This window comes from Rhizobium sp. Root483D2, assembly GCF_001426685.1.
Taxonomy (GTDB): Bacteria; Pseudomonadota; Alphaproteobacteria; order Rhizobiales; family Rhizobiaceae; genus Pararhizobium; species Pararhizobium qamdonense.
The window spans coordinates 43,758-63,686 of sequence record NZ_LMFB01000033.1; the positions used below are offsets into that span (position 1 = coordinate 43,758).

14 protein-coding genes and 4 pseudogenes are annotated in these 19,929 nt (G+C 55.0%); 10 read left to right on the forward strand and 8 right to left on the reverse strand.

Annotated features, from left to right (window positions below):
• The first annotated feature begins 134 nt into the window (after nt 1–134).
• A complete protein-coding gene (locus ASD32_RS21665; RefSeq protein ID WP_060510822.1) occupies nt 135–974 on the forward strand; it encodes a tryptophan 2,3-dioxygenase family protein in 840 nt (279 codons plus the stop codon).
• Nucleotides 975–1,123: 149 nt separating this feature from the next.
• Here ASD32_RS21665 and ASD32_RS21670 read toward each other — a convergent pair whose 3' ends face one another.
• Entirely contained in the window at nt 1,124–3,097 is a 1,974-nt protein-coding gene (locus ASD32_RS21670; RefSeq protein WP_244490227.1) for a PAS domain-containing sensor histidine kinase, read from the reverse strand.
• Between the two features lie 713 nt (nt 3,098–3,810).
• On the opposite strand from ASD32_RS21670, the gene ASD32_RS21675 reads away from it, so the two are divergent.
• The 4 genes from ASD32_RS21675 (at nt 3,811) to ASD32_RS21690 (ending at nt 8,494) form a co-directional block, all read left to right on the forward strand.
• A complete protein-coding gene (locus ASD32_RS21675) occupies nt 3,811–4,167 on the forward strand; it encodes an SPW repeat protein (RefSeq protein ID WP_060510826.1) in 357 nt (118 codons plus the stop codon).
• Between the two features lie 204 nt (nt 4,168–4,371).
• Nucleotides 4,372–5,544: an HlyD family secretion protein gene (locus tag ASD32_RS21680; protein WP_060640118.1), complete on the forward strand. Its 1,173-nt coding sequence runs from the start codon at nt 4,372–4,374 to the stop codon at nt 5,542–5,544.
• A gap of 152 nt (nt 5,545–5,696) precedes the next feature.
• Nucleotides 5,697–7,238, forward strand: coding sequence for an MDR family MFS transporter (locus ASD32_RS21685; protein WP_082546875.1), 1,542 nt, complete (start codon nt 5,697–5,699; stop codon nt 7,236–7,238).
• Nucleotides 7,238–8,494: an adenylate/guanylate cyclase domain-containing protein gene (locus ASD32_RS21690; protein WP_060510829.1), complete on the forward strand. Its 1,257-nt coding sequence runs from the start codon at nt 7,238–7,240 to the stop codon at nt 8,492–8,494. Before ASD32_RS21685 ends, ASD32_RS21690 begins: the two co-directional genes overlap by 1 nt.
• A gap of 301 nt (nt 8,495–8,795) precedes the next feature.
• Here the strand turns inward: ASD32_RS21690 and ASD32_RS21695 are convergent, their stop codons facing one another.
• Nucleotides 8,796–9,251, reverse strand: coding sequence for an Rrf2 family transcriptional regulator (locus tag ASD32_RS21695; protein ID WP_060510831.1), 456 nt, complete (start codon nt 9,249–9,251; stop codon nt 8,796–8,798).
• 107 nt (nt 9,252–9,358) lie between these two features.
• On the opposite strand from ASD32_RS21695, the gene ASD32_RS30110 reads away from it, so the two are divergent.
• Genes ASD32_RS30110 through ASD32_RS21710 form a run of 3 tightly spaced genes read left to right on the forward strand, consistent with a single transcriptional unit; the run spans nt 9,359 to nt 12,455 of the window.
• Nucleotides 9,359–10,018, forward strand: coding sequence for a DUF1971 domain-containing protein (locus ASD32_RS30110; RefSeq protein ID WP_112834623.1), 660 nt, complete (start codon nt 9,359–9,361; stop codon nt 10,016–10,018).
• 22 nt (nt 10,019–10,040) lie between these two features.
• On the forward strand, nt 10,041–11,255 hold the full coding sequence (gene hmpA, locus ASD32_RS21705; RefSeq protein ID WP_060640119.1) for an NO-inducible flavohemoprotein: 1,215 nt from the start codon (nt 10,041–10,043) through the stop codon (nt 11,253–11,255).
• Nucleotides 11,256–11,306: 51 nt separating this feature from the next.
• Complete coding sequence (locus ASD32_RS21710) at nt 11,307–12,455, forward strand: hypothetical protein (protein WP_244490228.1); 1,149 nt, start codon at nt 11,307–11,309, stop codon at nt 12,453–12,455.
• Between the two features lie 55 nt (nt 12,456–12,510).
• Here the strand turns inward: ASD32_RS21710 and ASD32_RS29115 are convergent.
• A pseudogene (locus tag ASD32_RS29115) lies at nt 12,511–12,642 on the reverse strand (helix-turn-helix transcriptional regulator); the annotation flags it as partial.
• Between the two features lie 133 nt (nt 12,643–12,775).
• On the opposite strand from ASD32_RS29115, the pseudogene ASD32_RS29120 reads away from it, so the two are divergent.
• A pseudogene (locus tag ASD32_RS29120) lies at nt 12,776–12,909 on the forward strand (transposase domain-containing protein); the annotation flags it as partial.
• A 237-nt stretch (nt 12,910–13,146) separates the two neighbouring features.
• Nucleotides 13,147–14,226: pseudogene (locus ASD32_RS21720) on the forward strand (alpha/beta fold hydrolase).
• 71 nt (nt 14,227–14,297) lie between these two features.
• On the opposite strand, the pseudogene ASD32_RS29125 reads toward ASD32_RS21720, so the two are convergent.
• The 5 genes and pseudogenes from ASD32_RS29125 to ASD32_RS21745 form a co-directional block, all read right to left on the reverse strand.
• Nucleotides 14,298–14,613, reverse strand: a pseudogene (locus ASD32_RS29125) (TrbI/VirB10 family protein); the annotation flags it as partial.
• A gap of 138 nt (nt 14,614–14,751) precedes the next feature.
• On the reverse strand, nt 14,752–15,675 hold the full coding sequence (locus ASD32_RS21725; RefSeq protein ID WP_060640121.1) for a hypothetical protein: 924 nt from the start codon (nt 15,673–15,675) through the stop codon (nt 14,752–14,754).
• 509 nt (nt 15,676–16,184) lie between these two features.
• Entirely contained in the window at nt 16,185–17,399 is a 1,215-nt protein-coding gene (locus ASD32_RS21735) for a macrolide family glycosyltransferase (protein WP_060640123.1), read from the reverse strand.
• A gap of 111 nt (nt 17,400–17,510) precedes the next feature.
• Nucleotides 17,511–19,238: a long-chain-fatty-acid--CoA ligase gene (locus ASD32_RS21740; RefSeq protein WP_060640124.1), complete on the reverse strand. Its 1,728-nt coding sequence runs from the start codon at nt 19,236–19,238 to the stop codon at nt 17,511–17,513.
• A 4-nt stretch (nt 19,239–19,242) separates the two neighbouring features.
• Nucleotides 19,243–19,482 (reverse strand): carboxymuconolactone decarboxylase family protein, encoded by a 240-nt coding sequence (locus ASD32_RS21745; protein WP_060640125.1) that lies wholly within the window; start codon nt 19,480–19,482, stop codon nt 19,243–19,245.
• Nucleotides 19,483–19,929 lie beyond the last annotated feature (447 nt).

Below are 19,929 nucleotides of genomic sequence, written 5' to 3' on the forward strand. Positions count from 1 at the left end.
TTAAAATGATTGTCCATTGTTTTGGACGCTAAGTCGAAGAACCGTAGCCTGTCGTGAATTGATGTTTGCTCCTATCCTCGTGCCGGACCGGTTCTAAAGGCCCGGCTGCTTAGGCCAATAAAAAGGATGGAACGATGATCGACACTGGGATGAAGTCGCCGACTGAAGGAGACAGTCACACACCCTACAGCAGATATGTCCAAACAGAAGTTCTCCATACGCTACAAGAACTTGTCAGCGACAGTCCTGCGGAACCTGCGTTTCTTGCCAATGTGCAAATCAGCGAAATCTATTGGGCGCTTATCACCCGTGAGCTACTGACAGCCCAAACGGAATTGCGAAGCGACAGGATCGCGGCGACCAATCGCGTTCTTCGCCGTATCGTCAGCCACATGGAAGCATTCAATGCAAACTGGAGATCTCTTTCTTGGCTGACGCCGGCCGAACTCATGCCCATCCTGAAAGGACTCAGTGCTAGGCACGGGAAAGACACCGCCCTCCAGGGTTGGGCGTTCCGCGAGATGGTGTTTCTGCTCGGCGTGAAGGACAGGCCCTCACTTGAGCATTTCGAGCCGCAGCCGCATCGGTTCAGGCAACTTTCCGAAAGACTAAGTTCGCCGAGCCTCTACGATGACATTCTCGCTGCGTTGGCTCGCGATGGAAAGCCGATCCCGCCGCAATACCTCACGCCCGATTATGCTGCGGTCTACGTGTCGAACAAGGAGATAGAGGGTGTGTGGGCCGAGATATACCGGGTAGACGATCCGGCTGATCATTGGCGTACACTCGCAGAGCTACTCGCCGATATCGCCGTTGAGTTCACCAACTGGAAATACCTGCATTTGATGGCAACACGACGAACCTTCGGTTCGCGACCGGCATACCACGGCGTAGATGCAATCCAGTGGTTGTTGCCGACCATGAACGAGATCCCTTTCCCTGAGGTTTGGTCTGCCCGCGGTCTGGTGGTTTAGTCGCAAGGTGCCACGACGAGCCGCACCGCAAGTCTCGGAGTTCGAATTATGAGTGGCCAGCTTTCGCTCATACGCACGGACCCGTTACTCCAGCGTTTCGTCGTTTTTGCTGCACGAGTCGATCCATGCGCGATGATTTATACGAGAGCCTACAGATTCAATGGAAGCGTGAAAACAAATTTTGAGCCAGTCGGCTCATTACTCTGCACCCAAAGTCGCCCGCCGTGCGATTCGATGACAGTTCGGCATATTGCTAGTCCCATTCCCATCCCCTGCTCTTTTGTTGTGAAAAATGGCTCGAAAATGCGGTCAGGAAACTCAACTCCTGGCCCAAAATCCGAAACCTCAGTTCGAATCGAATTATCAGAGTGCGAAGTACGCACGAAAAGCGATTTTCGGACAATGTCACCGTCCATAGCCTCCATCCCATTCAATATGAGGTTGATGAGAACTTGCTGAATCTGAACACGGTCAATGAAGACATCAGGTATTTCGCGATCCACCTCGGCTTGTAGGCGAACGTGCCGACGGTTCGCACCATCTCTTACAAGACTCAATACCTCGTCAATCACTTGCCCGTAGTCCGTGATTTGCCGTGCCTCATCAGAATGTTTGAACAAGGCGCGAATACGGCTAACCACGTCGTTCGCAATTTTCGCACTTGATACAACTCGTCTAGCGGCAATTCTTGCGCGGTCGATGTTCGGGGGCTCTGCCGAAAGCCATCTGTCGCACACATCTGAACTGGAGACCAGAGTTGCTAGCGGTTGACCGATTTCGTGGGCGATTGATGCAGAAAGCTCCGCAAGGCTGGCGGCTTGGCTGGCTCGGGATAACTTCTCCTGCGCCACGCGAAGTTCTTCGTATGAGCGGACCTGTTCCTCAATGTCAAAGCAAATGCCGTTCCAGCGGACGATCACACCGTCGCTGTTTCTCATTGCCTCAGCGCGGGTCTCGACCCACCGATAGACGCCGTCATGCCTTCGCAACCGGTGCTTCATAGCATATGGCTCACCAGTCAGTAACGAGTGAGTATAGCTGGCCTTCACAGCGGCGACGTCGTCGGGATGAATAATCAAGTCAAGCGTGTCGTTTATCGGAGACGCTTTGGATACATCCTTGTCTGCAAGCCCGAATCCAAGATAGGCCTCGAGCTTCTGGCTTCGATAGATTGGTTTTCCATCCGGTAGGGAGGAATAGATAAGGGCTGGCAGCGCTCCGATAAGCTGTTGAAGCTGCCTCTCTCGTTCTCTTAAAGCTTCTTCGGTCTTTTTATAGACGTCCATATCCAACGAGGTGCCGTACCACCCTGTAATCCGACCCTGTCCGTCGTGCGTTGGACGGGCAGCAGTCCTTGCCCAAGCGTAAATACCTGTCGCGCGTTTAATATGATACTCAGCGCTAAAAAGGCCACCTGTTTCCACAGCGTGACGCCATTTGGCCGCAACCTCATCGTACTCGTCGGGGTGCATCAGCTGTTTCCAACTCAGCTCGCCTTCGACCGTGGACGAATTGAGATCGTCGGGTGTCACCCCGAGCGTGGTTTGAGCGAATTCAGGGAGATAAAGCCATTTTCCTTGGGCATCCAAGGCCCACCCGTTACCAAAGAGATTTTCGATGACCTTTGCGGCGCGGACAGCCGGCAGTTCATCCGCGCTGGCGCTTTTTGACGCAACTGCGGGAACTCCAATTTTTGGGGCTAGGTCATCGATGTCGACGCTGATCCCGTATCCGGGCTCCAGGCGAGTATCTGCCGACAGGTACGATCCGTCCGCCTGCAATTGGCGAAGCCGCAGGACCTGCGGCACTCCAGTCCAGAACGCACGCGAGAGCCCATACGCCGCCGCGCGCCAGTCATCGGGATGGATGGAGTTCAAGGCCGGAAAATTTGGCGGGAAAGTTGTGTCCATCTCCCCACGATCGGATCCATTCGCAAGAAACTTGTGAACCTGCCCGAGGTGCCGTGTCTGAATGATGTACCTCAGTATCATTCCGCTGGAGCCAGCCAAGGCAAACATTACTGCCCAAGACAACGCATACTGCTGGTTTACACCGACAATACTAATGGCCGTCAAACCTGAGACAACCAACCCAAGCGCACACATGACCATCAAAATGTGCACGACACCGCCTCGTGCAGCCAAAAAGAATGACAAGAATGGAGCTAGCAGACCAAGGGGAGAGCCGGCAGTCCAAGACGCGATTAATCCTGACGCTATCGTTGCGGCGACTAAGTAGGTCAACCGCCGCCGGACCTGCATTTCCCCCATCGCCGACCCCTTTGCCAACGGCCTTCACATCAGCAAAACAACTGATCAGTCCCGATCCACAGTTCAGCCATAAGTTAGCCCGCGCAACCAATTTGCTTCACTGATGTCACACTACCCTGTACCCCTAACATGGATTGAGCCGATATATGAACTCCCACGGCAACATAAAAATTTGGTGGAGCAATATTGGGCGTTCTATAGCGCCGAGCGGTGTCCCTGCCCTTCGGCATGCTGAGCGATAGGGTCGGCATGGCCCGCTAACGCTCGTTGTCGCTAGCACATAACCTGTTCGTGACGATCGCTAATTTCGCGTTGACTTCCATCAACAGCGTCAGACAACCGAAAATGTTAAACTTGCGCGCAGCTAAGTCCTATTGCCAAGGTGTCAGCCCGATTCCCTTCAGCCTCGAGTGCTAGGTCGCCCGATAGCTCCCATCGTTCAGATCCTGCTCTATACGTGTGTTTAGTATGCATGCACGGCGCGATGAGACATTGTTCGGTGCATCCGATGCCGACGGAAAAATCGTAACGGCAAAGGGTCAAATTCAACTATCAGGAAGTAAAAAATGAAAAACGTAGTCCCGAGCAAAGGCTTGGAGTGGACCAACTTCATCATGGGCGCGTGCCTCGCGTGCTCCGCGCTCTTCTTCACGGAATTCCCCGCTGCCGTTTGGGATGCTGTGATTGTCGGTGCCATCATCGCAAGCTGCTCCGCGGTAGCGCTCTCGCGCTATGGAGTCTGGACTGAGTGGGCGAACCTCGCTCTAGGATGCTGGGCGGCTGTTGCCCCTTTCATTCTGAAATTCGGATCGCTTGCCTCGCCGACGTGGATTCATGTGACTGTCGGACTTTGTGTCGCGTTGTTCGCATCGATCCAGCTCTTGGCTAGCAAGAAAAGCGAATCTGGTTCGGCCAACAGCTAACACCGATTTTCTCAAGAACACCGAAGCAATTGTCTCCGCGGTTAATGGCCAATGCCAAGTTCACAGCGGAGGCAATCTAACAACCAATGGGTTGGATTATCCGCTCTCAGCGTAAGATCCTTCCTGCCCTTTCGGTCTTATCTGGTGGCTCAACGCAGGGCATTTAAGATCAAAGCAAAATATGCGCACAGATAGGAGATCGAAATCGTGGAGTTACCCCGCAAGGAGGCCTTCGAAACCCCCGAAGAAATCGAGAGGAAGATAGAGGCAGTTCCTTCCACGCCACCCGAAACAATTGGTGCCCAAAACGAAGCTATTGCCAAGCCTCGGAGCGCCAGAGTAAAAAAAGGATTGGGTGCGGTACTGCTCGTAGCCGGAGTAGCGTACGGGGCCTATTTTGGTCATCATTATTGGACCATCGGACGATTCATCGTTTCCACTGACAACGCTTATGTGAAAGCTGACTATACGACTGTCGCACCCAAGGTAGGGGGTTACATTAAGGAAGTGCTCGTTAATGACAATGACGTCGTGACTTCGGGTCAGGTCATTGCAACAATTGATGACCGAGACTTTCAGGCCGCGCTCTCTCAGGCGAGGGCAGAAGTTGCCGCAGCAGAAGCTGCGCTCACGAACGTTGACGCCCAGATCGATTTACAGAAGTCGGTAATCGGGCAAGCGAAGGCGTCACTGGATGCTTCTAAAGCTTCATTGGTGTTCGCGAAGTTGGATGCGTCCAGAAACGCACGACTGGTCAACAACGGTGCCGGTACCCAATCCCGGGCCGAGCAGAGCCAATCCGTATTGGATCAAGCCTCTGCCGCGGTCGAACGCGATGAAGCGGCACTTATAGCTGCACAAAACAGGATTCCGGTTCTTCGCACCCAGCGTGATCAGGTCGGGGCGCAGCGGGATAAGGCGGCCGCGGCTGCTCAACAAGCCGAGCTGAACCTTTCTTACACGAACATTGTTGCAGCGGTTGACGGTACGGTGGGAGCTCGATCAATTCGTGTTGGTCAGTTCGTCAATTCCGGCACGCAACTCATGGCGGTTGTGCCATTGCAGTCGGTCTACATCGTAGCGAACTTTAAAGAGACCCAGCTCACATTCGTGCGACCAGGGCAACGCGTGTTGATCAAGGTCGACAGCTTTCCAGATCTTGAGGTGAAAGGTCGCGTTGACAGTATTTCGCCTGCAAGTGGCCTTGAGTTCTCCTTGCTTCCTCCGGACAACGCCACGGGTAACTTTACGAAAATTGTCCAGCGCATACCTGTAAAAATTCTCATTGAGGATGATGACGCTGTCGGACGCCTCCGCGCAGGAATGTCAGTGGAGCCTGAGATCGACACGAAGGGCGAACATCTGGCCGCCAGATAAGACGGGAAACCCGCTCTAATCCAACAAAAGTTCTAATTGCGAGGTGGATCCCAGGATTCGCCACGAGGAGATGAATCGTGTCCATCGGTCATGTAAAGGCGAAGAACGCCAGTGGTGTCCTAACGACATCGTTGCCACCTAGTACGCCGCAGATGAGTACAGCCCGGATGTGGTGTGCGGTGGTCGGATCTACTCTCGGGGCGTTCATGGCAGTGCTGAATATTCAGATTGTCAACGCTTCACTTGCGGACATTCAGGGGGCGATAGGTGCAGGAAAGGACGACGGCGGATGGATTTCCACATCCTACCTGATAGCCGAGATCGTCGTCATTCCGCTAAGCGCCTGGTTGGCGAAAGTATTCTCGCTTCGTAAGTATCTTCTCGTCAACGCCATCCTCTTCCTCGCCTTTTCGGTAGCGTGCGCCTTCGCAACCAATCTTTCTCAGATGATTGTTTTAAGGGCGATACAGGGGTTTTCTGGAGGCGTTCTCATACCGATGGCATTTACGATCATCATTACGTTCCTGCCAAAGCAAAAGCAGCCAATCGGCCTTGCCTTGTTTGCGCTATCAGCAACGTTCGCACCCGCTATTGGGCCAACGATTGGGGGATTTCTCACAGAGAACTACGGTTGGGAGTACATCTTCTACGTCAATCTTGTACCAGGCTCAGTCATGGTCGCTATGCTATGGGTTTCCCTTGACCGAGGGCCGATGAACCTAAGCCTTCTGGCAAAAGGGGACTGGCTGGGGGTCGCGACAATGTCCATTGGTCTTGCTGCGCTCCAGACCGTACTTGAAGAAGGCAACAAGGAAGACTGGTTCGGATCAGAGTTCATAGTACGGCTCTCGGTAATCGCCACCGTCTCGCTCGCCCTCTTTATTGTCATCGAACTAAGATCGGAGCACCCACTTCTAAACCTTCGCCTCCTTCTCCGGAGAAACTTCGGTTTCGGCGTCGTCGCCAACTTTCTACTTGGAATGACGCTCTACGGCTCGGTATTTGTGTTGCCTATCTACCTAAGCCGAATCCAAGGCTACAACGCTGAGCAAATTGGCTTTGTATTAGCTTGGACCGGCATTCCGCAACTCTTGTTGATCCCATTGGTGCCCAGATTGATGAAGCGCTTCGACGTGCGGTTTGTCATCATAGTCGGATTTGCTTTGTTTGCAGTTTCGAATTTCATGAATGTTCACATGACAAGCGACTACGGGAGCGATCAACTATTCTGGCCGAACATCGTTCGTGCCGTCGGCCAGGCTCTCGTTTTTTTGCCACTCTCCGCGGTCGCAACTGCGGGTATCGAGCAGGAAAATGCCGGATCGGCTTCGGCAATCTTCAACATGATGCGTAATCTGGGCGGCGCCGTCGGCATAGCTTCTCTGCAGAGCTTCTTGTCCAAAAGAGAGCAATTCCATTCGAATATCATCACGAACTCAATAAGTGTCTTTGACGAAGCTACGCGAACGAGCGTTTCAAAACTCACGGCGTACTTTATGAGCCACGGTACAAGTGACCAGGCAACTGCAATCCATACTGCAATCGTGGCAGTCGCACTGAAAGTACGTAAACAGGCTAACATTATGGCATTCAGTGATGCGTTCTTCGTTCTTGGCGTCGCGCTTTCGATTGCCCTTGTCGCTAGCATGTTGCTCAAAAAGCCTGATCATCTCTCGGGAGGAGGAGGTCACTGATGACAAAAGCAGGAGGCAAAGCGACGGCCTACAAACAAGTTAAATCGAAAACCCGCGTCGATGACAATTCAAAGCGTTCTCTCGACCCCGGCTCGCTGCTATCGATCCTCGAATGGCTTTCGGGAGACGAATGCCATTTGCTCGATGAAGCTGGCATGATAGCCGCATTCGGGAGGAGGCTGCGGCAGATAGGACTGCCATTGGATAGGCTTACATTGCATTTAATGACATTGCATCCTGAAATTATGGGTCGGACCTACGCATGGGCCCCCGGCGAGCCGGTGGAGGTACATGACCGCGAGCATGGAATGCAGACAGCGTTCGCGGCGACGGCCCTAAGAAGGGCAATAGATTTCCGGGAGACCTTGGTCGTCAGCGGAACCGACGAGACTTTGCCGTGGCTGCACATCGACGTGTTCGAGGGCAGGGGGCTCAGTCAGATCGTCATCGCTCCCCTTTGCAATGCAGACGGCCCAGTCAGCGCCGTCTCGTTTGCAAGCAGGGAATCTGATGGTTTCACCGTATCGGAAATCGGTATGATTGAGCGGTTGCTTCCCGCTTTGCGAAACACCTGCGAAATAAGGGTGATGCGCCAAGCCGAACTTTCACTGCTGGATACCTACATCGGCCCAATGACTGCCCGTCGCATTCTTGCGGGACGGATCCGGCAGGGGGAAGTCGAAACGATGGAGGCCGCACTTCTCCTTTGTGACCTCCGCGGGTTTACCGAGTTGTCAAACAGACTGCCCGAAGGAAAAGTGCTTGCAATTTTGAACGAGTATTTCGACTTGGCGGTCCCCGCAATCACGCGAAGAGGAGGCGAAGTCCTCAAGTTCATGGGCGATGCTGTACTTGCGTTTTTTCCGCATGCGGACGTGAACGAGGCGAGCGAGAAGGCGCTTTCGGCTACAATGGAGATCATGGACCAATTAACTAGGGTCGTGGGCGATGGCGCGGGTCTCGAGGCCGCAATAGCCCTGCATTATGGAAAAGTCAGCTACGGCAACGTCGGCTCGGGCCGACGCTTGGATTTCACGGTAATCGGTCCGGACGTAAACATGTTGAGCCGGATCCAAGCAGTGTGCGGCAGCCTAGGAATTTCCGTGTTGATGTCGAGCACGTTTAAGGAAAGGACCAGTTGTCGCATTGTTGACTCGGTTGGATTCCACCGTATGAAAGGCTTCAAAGAACCAGTGCAATTGTTTGCTGTTAAGACGACTTTTAAACACAACCAAAAGTACTTTGGACAGGTCTAACATCTCAGCCTTGAATTAGGAATTGCTTGGCGAGCACAACGGTGTTCCGCATCATCGGCTTGCTGCCGCAGGCCCTTTCGCTCCGACTTTGGCTGCCCACGAAACCGCGCATGCCCGGCATTTAAGAAACTGAACCGGTCTTCTAACAAGGAGGTCGCAAACCTTCCCGCCCTTCAGTATTAGAAGGAACCTTGGGTACTTGAATTGGCGGTGCCAGTACTCTTCCGCTCACATAATGGCATATGCGTTACTGCATTAGGAACGAGCCAACGCGTAACCCTGAGGATGGCATCGTATCTGGTCAGTCCAATATGTCAGTGATAATCGAGTTGCGAATTTCCGAAAGCCGCAAAAGAGCATGCAGGTCCGATTTGCGTCTTATGAGGTCGGCGACGGTGTATTTGTCAAAGACCGCGACGAACGCTTTTGTGGCCTCGGACAATATGGGGGGCAGGCCACAAGCTGGCGCTATCATGCAGACCGAACAATCCAGGATGTCCGAAAGCCCCTCGGTGTGACGCAGGACGGCACCGATATTAATATCAGCGGCGGGACGAGCGAGCAGAATCCCTCCGTTCCGTCCACGAATGGACTGTACGAACCCCGCAGCCGCAAGGTCTTGCACTACCTTCATCAAGTGGTTCTGCGAGATAGCGAACGTGTCCGCGATCGCACGTATCGAAGTGCTCTCACCGTCACGTGTACCTAAGTATATCAAGACCCTGATCGCGTAGTCGGTATAGCGTGTGAGCCTCATCTAACAGCCTGCGTCAAAACGTCCAAAGGAGCAAAGATGCATTTAGATCGCATCTTTTCCCAAAATATAATAGATGCATATAAAATGCATCTATTAGGAGCGATAATGTGGAAGCGATCACGGAGGCCGAAATCACCTTGGTGCTCGAGAGGTTTTACGAGAAAGTCCGGCGGGATCCGGAGATCGGACCCGTGTTCGACGTAGTGACCGACTGGGACGAGCACATCGTCCGGCTGTCCGAATTCTGGTCTTCCCTGATGCTGACTTCGGGTCGCTACAAGGGAAATCCGATGTCGATGCATATGATGCATTCGGACAAGATCAGGCCGGGGATGTTCAACCAATGGCTTACTCTCTGGATGCAGACGACGTCGGAGCTCCTGACACAGTCAATAGCGGCACTGATGCAGGCGAAGGCTTCCCGCATCGCCTCTCGGCTGTCGCTCACCGTCTGTGGTTCGCTACCTCCAGGCCCTGTCACCCATATCTCCCTGCCGAGGTCCAAACCCTACATGGTTACACAGGATTTCGATGAAAGTTCTATCCCAGCGGCCTTGCTGCGTGAACATTCGTTGAAGCCTGGCTCATGGGGCGTCGTCCGGATCACGGAAGGTTCGGTCGCCTTGGTTGCAGCAGGCCGAGAGATTCTAACCTCTCAAAGCTTCGGCCTCATTCTCCCGGAAATTCCCCACCACCTCGAAACGCTCGGCCCGGTGAAATTCAGGATCGAGTTTTATGATCACGCACCGACCACAGACCAACATTGAAAAAAGAAGAAAGAGCACTTGGATGCCAACTCCACTCTCCGCAAAAACCATTGAAATCGTAAAGGCGAGCGCCCCTGCACTGGCGGTTCATGGAACCGCGATTACAAAAGGCATGTACACACGCCTCTTCGAGCACGACCACATCCGAGGGCTTTTCAACCATTCCAATCAAGGCGAGGGCGGGTCGCAGGTCCACGCGTTGGCTGCGGCCATCCTGGCGTACGCACGCAACATCGAAAATCTGGGTGTACTTGCGCCCGCGGTCGAGCGGATCGCCCACAAGCATATCGGCTACCATATTCTCCCCGAGCACTATCCCTATGTTGCGACAGCGCTGCGAGCTTCAATCTCGGACGTACTCGGCGAGGCGGCGACGCCGCAGTTGCTGGAAGCTTGGGGCGAAGCCTACTGGTTCCTCGCCGACATCCTGAAAGAGCGTGAAGTGCAGTTGCGGTCTGAACTGCAGGCGGCGGTTGGGGGCTGGAACGGCTGGAGGCAATTCGTCATCGCTGAAAAGATCAAGGAGAGCGATGTTGTCACGTCTTTCGTACTACGCCCAGCCGACGGTCAGAAAGTAACCAGGCATCGTCCCGGCCAATATCTTACCTTCCGACTCACACTGAATGACGGGCAAGAGGTCAAGCGGAACTATTCCATCTCGTGCGGGCCCAACAACGATTTCTACCGGATCTCCGTAAAAAGGGAGGCAATGGGGCAGGGAGGCTCCATTTACCTTCACGACCACACCTCCATTGGCGCAATCATTGAGGCCACGCCGCCTGCCGGAGACTTCTTCCTTCCGGATGAGCCAAAGCGGTCAATCGTCCTGCTGTCAGGCGGCGTGGGTCTGACGCCGATGGTCGCCATGCTTGAAGCTATCTCGGCCAGCTACCCCGACCTTGACGCGCATTTTGTCCACGGTGCTCTAAACAGCACCACGCATGCCATGGACCGCCACGTGCGTACATTGGCGTCTCAACACGGTCGCGTCGCTGTCCGAACGTTTTATAGCGATCCCGCTGACGCTGACGCAGCTGGGATCTCACACGATCATGACGGTATGATCTCGATTGAATGGCTCAAGGAGAATACTCCGTTCGCCTCAGCCGACTATTACCTTTGTGGCCCTAGGCCATTCCTAAAAGCGTTGGTTGGCGGTTTGTGGGAGGCAGGGATCGCGCCGGATCGGTTACACTACGAATTTTTCGGCCCAGCCGACGAGCTCATTGCTGCTTGAACCATCACAGCCGGGGCCATTGGCCGCGGCGTCTCTCCGAAAGGCTACGCCATGTGGAAACGCAAACTATCGATCGGCCTAAAACTCGCTTGGGCGCTCATGCTCGTCAACGCCTCTCCCTCCGTTGCATCCGCTCACGTCAAGTGGTTTGCACCGTACATTGTCGGTGCGCCGCCCGCGCCCATAACGAAGACGCTGGCCGACACTTGGTTCTGGGCGGGCATCGCACTGGTTCTGGTGTTCTTTGTCATAACCAGAGCCCTCGAACTCTCCAGGTTCGGAAGCGCTGCTATCAGCGCACTCGACTATGTCACTAATCCGCTGTGGCAGCGACAAGACGACTATATCCGGGCCATAATCGGTGCGTTCTTCGTAGCCATTTTCGCGGTAGGGGGCGTCTATCTCACTCCAGACCTGAAGACTCCGGCAGAATGGGTATCCTGGCTACAGCTGGTTATCGCGTTCTGCGTCTTTTCGCGGCGGACGATGCCCATCGCAGGGGTTGGTATCATCGCCCTCTGGATCTTGGCCCTGCGTGACTATGACCTGTTCCATTTATTCGACTACCTTGCCCTCGGGCTGGGCGTCGCCGCCTACCTTCTCCTCGAACCATTGAAAAACGAGTCGCTGCGAACGAGGCGCTTCGAAGCCCTACGTTGGGGACTGGCTATCGCCTTGATGTGGTCCAGCCTCGAGAAGTTCGCGTTCCCCAGTTGGTTCTATCCTCTTGTCGTGGAAAAACCGTTCCTGACTTTCGGGATGCCCCGGGACGTCTTTCTCCCGATGGCTGGGGTTACGGAATTCACTCTCGGCTTCGGATTGCTTTGGACCCCGCTGATACGGCGTCTTTCGGCACTGGCTTTGATCGTGATTTTTACGGCCGCCGTCTGGCCGTTCGGACGGGTTGATCTCATTGGACACGGCCTCATCATGGCGATCCTCCTCGCCGTGGCTGCCGATCACAGGACGGGGGTCGACGTTTTGACCAACCTCAAGCGAGGCACATGGCGTATTCCGATAGGAATGGCCTCGGCGCTTGTGATCTTTTGCACCGCATACTGGGGTCTGCACCTTGCCTTCTATGGAATCGACGGAAAACTGGACGGGCATGAAGGGCCGAAATCGACCCACTCCTATGATCCCGAGCATCCGCATGCCTACGGTAGAGAGGGAGAGATCGGCGGACAGCCACATCAGTGAGTAACAACGCAATGCGCGGCTCGTATCGATGCGACGCCACAAGGGACACAACCCATCATTTTCCCGGTGTCACAAGCTCCACATGACTTACACCTAGAGCTTTTGCCAGTTCATACAATCTAATCACCGTTGGTTTGCGTCGTCCGCGTTCCAATCCACTCAGATATTGCTGACTGTATTAGGCGCGGCAGTTTAAGCCCTTGAACGCCGAAAGCTGACCCCGGTGGCAAGCGTCAACGTATTGTAATATGTGTAAATTCAGAAAGTCATTGGGGTGAATTGAAAGCCGATGACGGAGGTAAATGCCGCACCCAAATACAGCCAGCGCCGTGATCTACAGTCTGATGCTCACTTGCCGCGCCTGTGGAGTCGCCCCACTAACCTGGCTGCGTCATGTGCTAACTGGGCTGCCGCTGCGCGACAGGCGGCCGACATCGTCGATCTGCTGCTGTTCATGGCTTATGCCATGATGGGCGGGATCATCGTGGGAACGGTCGTGACGCTTTTGTGCCAGTACTCCGCGTGGCCTGGTTCCGCATACCGAGTGAAGACGATGCGTCGGCGACGCCAGAAGTCGCGGCACACTAGGGTCGAAGACGTTCTGCATCGTTTCCCATCTCTCTATTAGCAAGGCGTGTTAACGATGATTGTCAAATTTACCAAGCCTGGCCGTAATCTGATTACGGTTCTTATGTTGATACTTCTGACCGGCGTCACGGCGTGCGCTTCGCGGCCGCCATCATCTGTTCTCCAGCCTGTCCGGCTCGCACAGAACGAAAGCGAGAAGATAACGCTCCTCGCTATCACAAACCGCGACTAGGAAGGTGACGGAAAGGGATTTGGAAGCCGTTGGGCGGCGAAACTCACTTACGAGAAATATGGCTTCTCCATACCTTCGGAGCGCAAATCCACCGCCATCGTTTATCCGTCAAAAAATCTGGACCCGCGCCGCCAATTCGCGGTCACGGCCCGCAAGCAACTTTCGGAAAGAGAACTTATAGACAATGCCACGAGCGCGGCGAATTTCGACGGCACTGTCGCGGTCTTTGTCCATGGCTACAACTACAGTTACCAGGAGGCGCTCTTTAGAACTGCGCAAGTGGCCGCTGACGCCAGGACCTTGAGCCCTCCGATACTTTTTTCGTGGCCCTCGGCGGCCAGCGTCACTGGTTATGTGACGGATAGGGACGCGGCTCTTTATTCACGTGCGGAGCTGGAGCGCCTTCTTGGGGCACTCGCGAGGGATTCGAGAGTCAAACGCATCGTGCTGTTCGGCCACAGCATGGGTGGCTTTTTGTCGATGGAAGCCGCAGTCCAGCTTAAACTTCAGGGCAGACACGATGTAATGGGAAAGCTGCAGGTAGTGCTTGCCGCACCTGATATAGACGTCGACGTGTTCAGGTCTCAGCTGCGCGATCTTGGACAAATGCAGGCACCCATCACCCTTCTCGTGTCGAAAACCGACCGGGCGTTGACAATTTCCAGCGTCATTGGTGGTGAACGACCGCGCATAGGTCGATTAGATATTGACGATCCGACGATCCGACAGGCGGCAATCGCTAACCACGTCAACATAATAGACGTAACGTCAGCCGCGTCATCCGACGGTCTCGGACACGATCGCTATGCCGCGCTGGCACGGGTTAGCGGTGAGCTGCGTAAGGCAGAAGCGCAAAACCGTGATGGAGGGAATGTTGGAGCGCTGGTGTTTCAAGCCGCCGGCGCGTCTGTAGCCATCCCCGTTAATGTGACAGAGCGGCTCGCTAGGTAGTGAGGGCCAAATTTGGTTTCCTCTGCGTTCATCCAACAATAACCTGGGTCAGATCGTTCATTTACGTAGACTTACCGACCAGCGCTCGAAAAGATGATGCCTTGATCAACCAGTATGTTGAACTTGTACCCGGGCCGAATCTCCAGCGTGGGCTGGACGTCCATGTTCCGTTGAATAGTCCGGTTAGCCCGGCCTACAGTCTCGGCGAAATTCCGCCGCACCGCGTCCGAGGCGGTGGACTGGGTTCCGCGCGTAGAGCTTCCGGAACGGTCATATCGATACCGTCCCGATAAGGGCGATCAGAACAGCTGAGCCGAACGTCTTGAAATAATGGTTGTTCACCTTATCGTTGAAATCGCTATACCCTTGAGCCTCCGTTCCCAACATGGGGCAAGGATTATGATAACCCATCCAGCGACGACCGAGCCGCTGCGGACTGGTCTCGCGCTGTCGATGATGATGTTCAGCTAAAGTGCCATGTTACGCACTCTTATCGGTTGAAGGAGCCACCGTGGCCCTAATTTATCACGTTTTCACTTTGCAGTCGCATCTAATAATGTTGATCACGATATCGGCGGTGCGGTCGAGATAAGTGCGACCATCGGAAAGCCGTGCCGTCGGACTGATGTAACTCTGCGGGCCAACATGAGTGGCCGGGTCAAGGGAATGCACGGTAACGCTCCCTGCGTTCAGGGCTTTGTTCCATGGGCTACGCCGAAGAACACGCCACCTCTGTGGGAAAAGCCCGATACCCACCTTTTCGATCCAGTCATTTTTGCTGGTGAGGCGGTGTACGTGGCGTGCGTGCGTCAGGTCATTAGCGCCGTTGTGGAAACCTCCGAGCATGATCAACCAAAGGGGAGAGCTGAGTTCGCTGAAGAGGCCTTCAAGTGCCCCGGTGGCGACCTGAGCGCCACCGCTGTAGCAAAGAAGAACCACCGGTATGCCGTTGTCGGGCTCGTAACCCGCTAAGCGCAGCTGGCCTACGATCTGAGCGCTCACAGCTCGGTTGTATAGCGGGCGGTATCTACGATCCGATGCCACGAAAGTCTGCATTGCGTTGTGCAAAAACAGCGTTATTGCAAGGTGGTGTCGCAGCCAGTCCCAAATTGGTCGACCCACAAGCGGGTCTGCCAACGGCGAATAAGGCTGAACCTGGCCTAGAACTCGCAGTTCGGGCGCTCTGGCAATAACGGCTTCGACAAGCTGGCCGCCGTCGCGGGTGTCATCGAAGCGTCGCTTGCCGATTCCATCCAAATAGACCACGTATGCGTGGGGTGGCTGACCTGGGTCCGCGCCTCTGGCGTAAGGCATTTCCGGCGGGAGAGTCGCGGTTAGTCGCCGCCGCCCTACGGTGTAGAGCACCAGTTCATAACGAGCCAGCAAGCCCTCGGCGAGGAGGACTGGCCCTAGCGCCAGGAGGCAGACGAGCCACGGGAAATCGCTCATACGATCGCGTCCTTCTCTGCCGCACTGGCAATTCTCCGCCCTATAAGCCGCCGGACTGCTTGGACCGTAACAGCCAGCCCAAATCCGGCAACAGCGACGCAGGCACCCGACGTCCACCACCCTAATCCGGACGCTGCTGCAATCGGTCCCACAAGTCCCGTCCCGACACCAACGATAAGGAGGGTGTGCAGAAACGGCCCCAGCAGTGGGAACGCGAGGATAGCGGACAACAGCAATGGTGCGAGCAGGTTAGGTGTCCAGACGAGGCCTGTTGTCGCGATTAGTCGGAGTTCCGGCTGAGAGGCAGACCGTACGAGGTCCGCGGCGGCCCACGCGGCAATAGGCCAGGATGCGATGACGGTTCCTTCAACCACTGTGCCGGTTACTAAGAGCCCGATTACGAAATAAAGCGAACTCTTGTTGCGACTTGCGATTAGGGGCAGAAGCCGCCCGGCACTCTCGGAAAGCCCGGAGAGGGCCAGTAGGACGATAACAGTATGTGACATGGTTCAGGGCCCTCGTTTACGACCTGATGCTGCGCCTCCGCTTATGTCCTGGGCATACCGTTCAATCACATCGGCGGCACGCCGCGCTCCGCCAGCTCGCTCCTGCGCCGTGCGCTGTACAGCGGCCGATGCACGAAAGCTCGGCTCATTCAAAAGGCGCCAGGCGGTGGCATTCACCGTTTCCACAGTGGCTTCATCCGTGCGAATGGAGAGGCCAGCACCGAGCTCGACGACCCGCCGAGCAACCAGTGGCTGGTCCGCCCCCTGTGGCACGACGAGCGTCGGGACCCCGGCCCGCATTGCCTCATTGACGCTGTTCATTCCGCCGTGCGTCACGAATAGCGCTGCACGGTCGAGCACCCGTAGTTGAGGGACTGATTGCACGGCCAGCACGTTTGACGGCAGTGTACCCAGTTCTTCCGGTTGAGTATGCCCAGTTGATATGACAACCGTTCCCCCCAGTGGTGCAAGGGCAATTGCGAAGGTCCGAAGTAGGGCCGGTCCAGCGTCGAATACTGTTCCCAGAGATGCGTACAGCACAGGGTCTTTGAGCTTGAAGGCGTCAAAGGCTGGGTCACTTGGGCGTGAACCCACGCTGGCACCAACGAACTCATAGGACTGATCGAAAGCTTCGGCTTCAGGTTGGAATGCGCCAGAGGTGAACACTAGGTTGAGCTTTGCCTCCGCGTTCAATAGATCGATCAAAGGTAGGCTGCCGGTTTGGTAGCGGCGGCTTAAAGCTATACGTGCGCACGCATATCTCCAGGCGATACGGGGATGACTCAATGCAGCGGCCACTAAACCCTGGGAGACGCCTGTGGGGCTTTCTACTTGCCGGTTGAACGCAAATGTCGTGAATGTCGCCACCGCTGGGACGCCAAGCTCACGCGCGGCCACTGCGCCCCACGGACAAGCTGCCCCGTGCACTATCAGGTCGGGACCAATGTCGCGAAGATCAGAGAGTACGCCGGGCATTAATTCAAGAGAGGTCCTTGCAAGCTCTTCCAGTAGCGCAAGTGGGATCGGGGGGTCCGGCAGGGGTATGTAGCCTTCGGTGTATAGGTGGACCTGCGCTCCAGCAGCCTCAATCTCGGCCGCGAACGAAGGGAATGTGTGGTATGTCAATGTGTGGCCGCGGCTGGCGAGCTCCGCGACGACGGGAAGTGTTGGGTTGATGTAGCCATGCATGCCGATGTTGAGAAACGAGACGGTGCTCATCGACGTCCTCCAGGTGCCTCCGGTTGTGGCGACACATCTATCGTTCCGTCTATAACGAAAGCGGACATTTGATATCCTATACGAAGGTTCGGGAAGGTAGCCGTGCTTGCGTCAGCCTGCGCCATTCGAGTGGCTTTTGAGGCTTCGTAGGTCCTTCCGTAGGATTTTGCCAACGTTCGACTTAGGCAAATCGGTGCGAAATTCCACGAACCGAGGACGCTTGTAGTTGGTCAGATTGGCAGCGCAATGCGCCTTCACGTCCGCTTCCGTGAGATTCGGATCTTTCTTGACAACGAAAAGTTTTACAGCTTCGCCGGAGTTTTCATCGGGCACACCGATTGCTGCACACTCGAGCACTCCGGCGAGGGTCATCACCACCTCCTCGATCTCGTTGGGGAACACGTTGAAGCCGGACACCAGGATCATATCCTTCTTGCGATCTACGATTTTCACTAGTCCATCAGGGTTCATGTAGCCGATATCGCCTGAGCGGAGAAACCCGTCAGCCGAGATCGCCTTGGCTGTTTCCTCCGGCTGTTTCCAATAGCCCGCCATGACCTGCGGGCCACGGATACAGATTTCACCGATATCACCGAGCGGTACGGCGTTGCCATCATCGCCTCGGATCTCGACGTCAGTGGATGGTAAGGGCAGGCCAATCGTGCCAGTGAAACCGCCTCCGTCGAGCCGGTTTACGAGCGCAACAGGCGACGTCTCAGAAAGGCCGTAGCCCTCCTTGATCGAGGATCCCGTCAACTTTTCCCAACGTTCAGCTATCGGACGCTGTACCGCCATTCCTCCGCCAAAGGTCAGCGCTAGATTAGAAAAATCTAGGCTCCGAAATTTGGGTTCGTACATCAGTTTGTTGAAAAGCGTGCTGACCCCGGGGAAGATGTTGATCTGGTATTTCGCGGTTTCCTTCACGAAAGCCCGAATGTCGCGCGGGTTGGGAATAAGAATGTTCTCGCTGCCGGTGCTTACCCCCATCAGGGCGTTCACCGTCATTCCAAATATATGGTAGAGCGGCAGGGCACAGAGAAACACCAGCCGTTCGGGCCGTTTCTTGTCTTGGAAAGCCGATTCGAGCCACAGGCCCATTTGGGATATGTTCGACAAAAGGTTGGAATGGGTCAGCGTTGCGCCTTTTGAGACGCCGGTGGTTCCACCAGTATATTGCAACAGTGCTACATCGCTGGATTTGACGTCGACCGCTTCAAGCGTCAGGCTGGAGCCCTTCGCAATAACCGTTTTGAAAGTCAGGTGTCCGGGTAGCGACCACGAGGGAACCATCTTTCTGACCCTGCGTACGACAAAATTGACGATCAGGCCCTTCAGACCGAGAAGATCGCCCATCGTGGCGACTACGGTATGCCTGAGATCGGTCCGGGTCGCCACCTGTTCGACGGTATGGGCAAAATTTTCTAGCACGAAGATTGCCTTGGCGCCGGAGTCCGTCAGCTGATGTTCCAGTTCGCGTGGCGTGTAGAGCGGATTCACGTTTACGACGGTGTAACCCGCCCGAAGAATGCCGAAGACGATCACCGGATTTTGCAGGATGTTCGGCATCATGACCGCCACGCGATCGCCTTTAACGAGACCGGTCGACTGCAGCCAGGCACCAATTTTCCTACTGTGTGCGTCGAGGTTCCTGAAAGTCAGCGTTTTGTCCATACAGGTGAAGGCGGCATGTTCGGCATATTTTTCGCATGAGTGCGCGAAAAGTTCACCGATTGAATTGAAAGGCAGTGGATCGATATAGCTAGGCATGCCGGGAGGGTAGGAATGCAGCCAGGGTTTCGCCGTACTCGGGGCTGGGGTTTGCATCAATGTGTTAGACATCGCCTTACTCTTTCCTGGGCCTTGCGCTGCGCCACGAGGTCGAGAAACTGATTCCCTTGGTCGTTGCGAGCTTCCGCGTGTGCGCGTCCAGACGGTGCGCACAACCATTGATTTTAAAGGCTCGGAGACTGAGCAGCCGAATCAGATGTTCGTCGAGCCCTGAACTGGCGACGAAACGGTCCAAAGTCGAGACCACCGTGAAGCCGCCGGCGGTTTCCTTACCGGGATAAATGTGAGGATACATTTTGAAGTCTCCTGAGCAGGTTCTGTGGAAATGCTGTTTCTGCGTCTTCAGAAACTACGTGTGAGGAGAGGGTCTCAGAAAGTTATACAATGGTTTGGAAGCAGGCAGACGGCTTCGCATTGCTATGATCGATGGCTGAAACGTCCCCATGAACTTGGGGACCCGTCCCCAGGGGAACGTTTGAAAAGCAGGGGATGCCTTAACTGAGCGTATTCGCTTGAGATGACCGGCATGCTGCCTCGCGCACACAAGGAAGTCAGAAAGCAACAGGTCAAACCGCAGTTTGCACAAAAGTCCAAAACGCCTTACGGCGGTTTTTAGTACAAAAAGCAACACCCCAAAAACGCATGTTAGTTCCATAAATCACATTATGCGATACGTTATTGTAGCCGGGTGGGTTCAAGGATGAAGTGCGACTTGCAATAGATAACAACGGTTTATCTCTGC

What these genes read in the sequence shown, in the direction of transcription:
- ASD32_RS21665 (WP_060510822.1), top strand. Translation starts at nt 135, where the DNA reads ATGATCGACACTGGGATGAAGTCGCCGACTGAAGGAGACAGTCACACA.
- ASD32_RS21725 (WP_060640121.1), bottom strand. Translation starts at nt 15,675, where the DNA reads ATGAGCGATTTCCCGTGGCTCGTCTGCCTCCTGGCGCTAGGGCCAGTC.
- ASD32_RS21735 (WP_060640123.1), bottom strand. Translation starts at nt 17,399, where the DNA reads ATGAGCACCGTCTCGTTTCTCAACATCGGCATGCATGGCTACATCAAC.
- ASD32_RS21685 (WP_082546875.1), top strand. Translation starts at nt 5,697, where the DNA reads ATGAGTACAGCCCGGATGTGGTGTGCGGTGGTCGGATCTACTCTCGGG.
- ASD32_RS21710 (WP_244490228.1), top strand. Translation starts at nt 11,307, where the DNA reads ATGTGGAAACGCAAACTATCGATCGGCCTAAAACTCGCTTGGGCGCTC.
- ASD32_RS21695 (WP_060510831.1), bottom strand. Translation starts at nt 9,251, where the DNA reads ATGAGGCTCACACGCTATACCGACTACGCGATCAGGGTCTTGATATAC.
- ASD32_RS21675 (WP_060510826.1), top strand. Translation starts at nt 3,811, where the DNA reads ATGAAAAACGTAGTCCCGAGCAAAGGCTTGGAGTGGACCAACTTCATC.
- ASD32_RS21745 (WP_060640125.1), bottom strand. Translation starts at nt 19,482, where the DNA reads ATGTATCCTCACATTTATCCCGGTAAGGAAACCGCCGGCGGCTTCACG.
- ASD32_RS21690 (WP_060510829.1), top strand. Translation starts at nt 7,238, where the DNA reads ATGACAAAAGCAGGAGGCAAAGCGACGGCCTACAAACAAGTTAAATCG.
- ASD32_RS21740 (WP_060640124.1), bottom strand. Translation starts at nt 19,238, where the DNA reads ATGTCTAACACATTGATGCAAACCCCAGCCCCGAGTACGGCGAAACCC.
- hmpA (WP_060640119.1), top strand. Translation starts at nt 10,041, where the DNA reads ATGCCAACTCCACTCTCCGCAAAAACCATTGAAATCGTAAAGGCGAGC.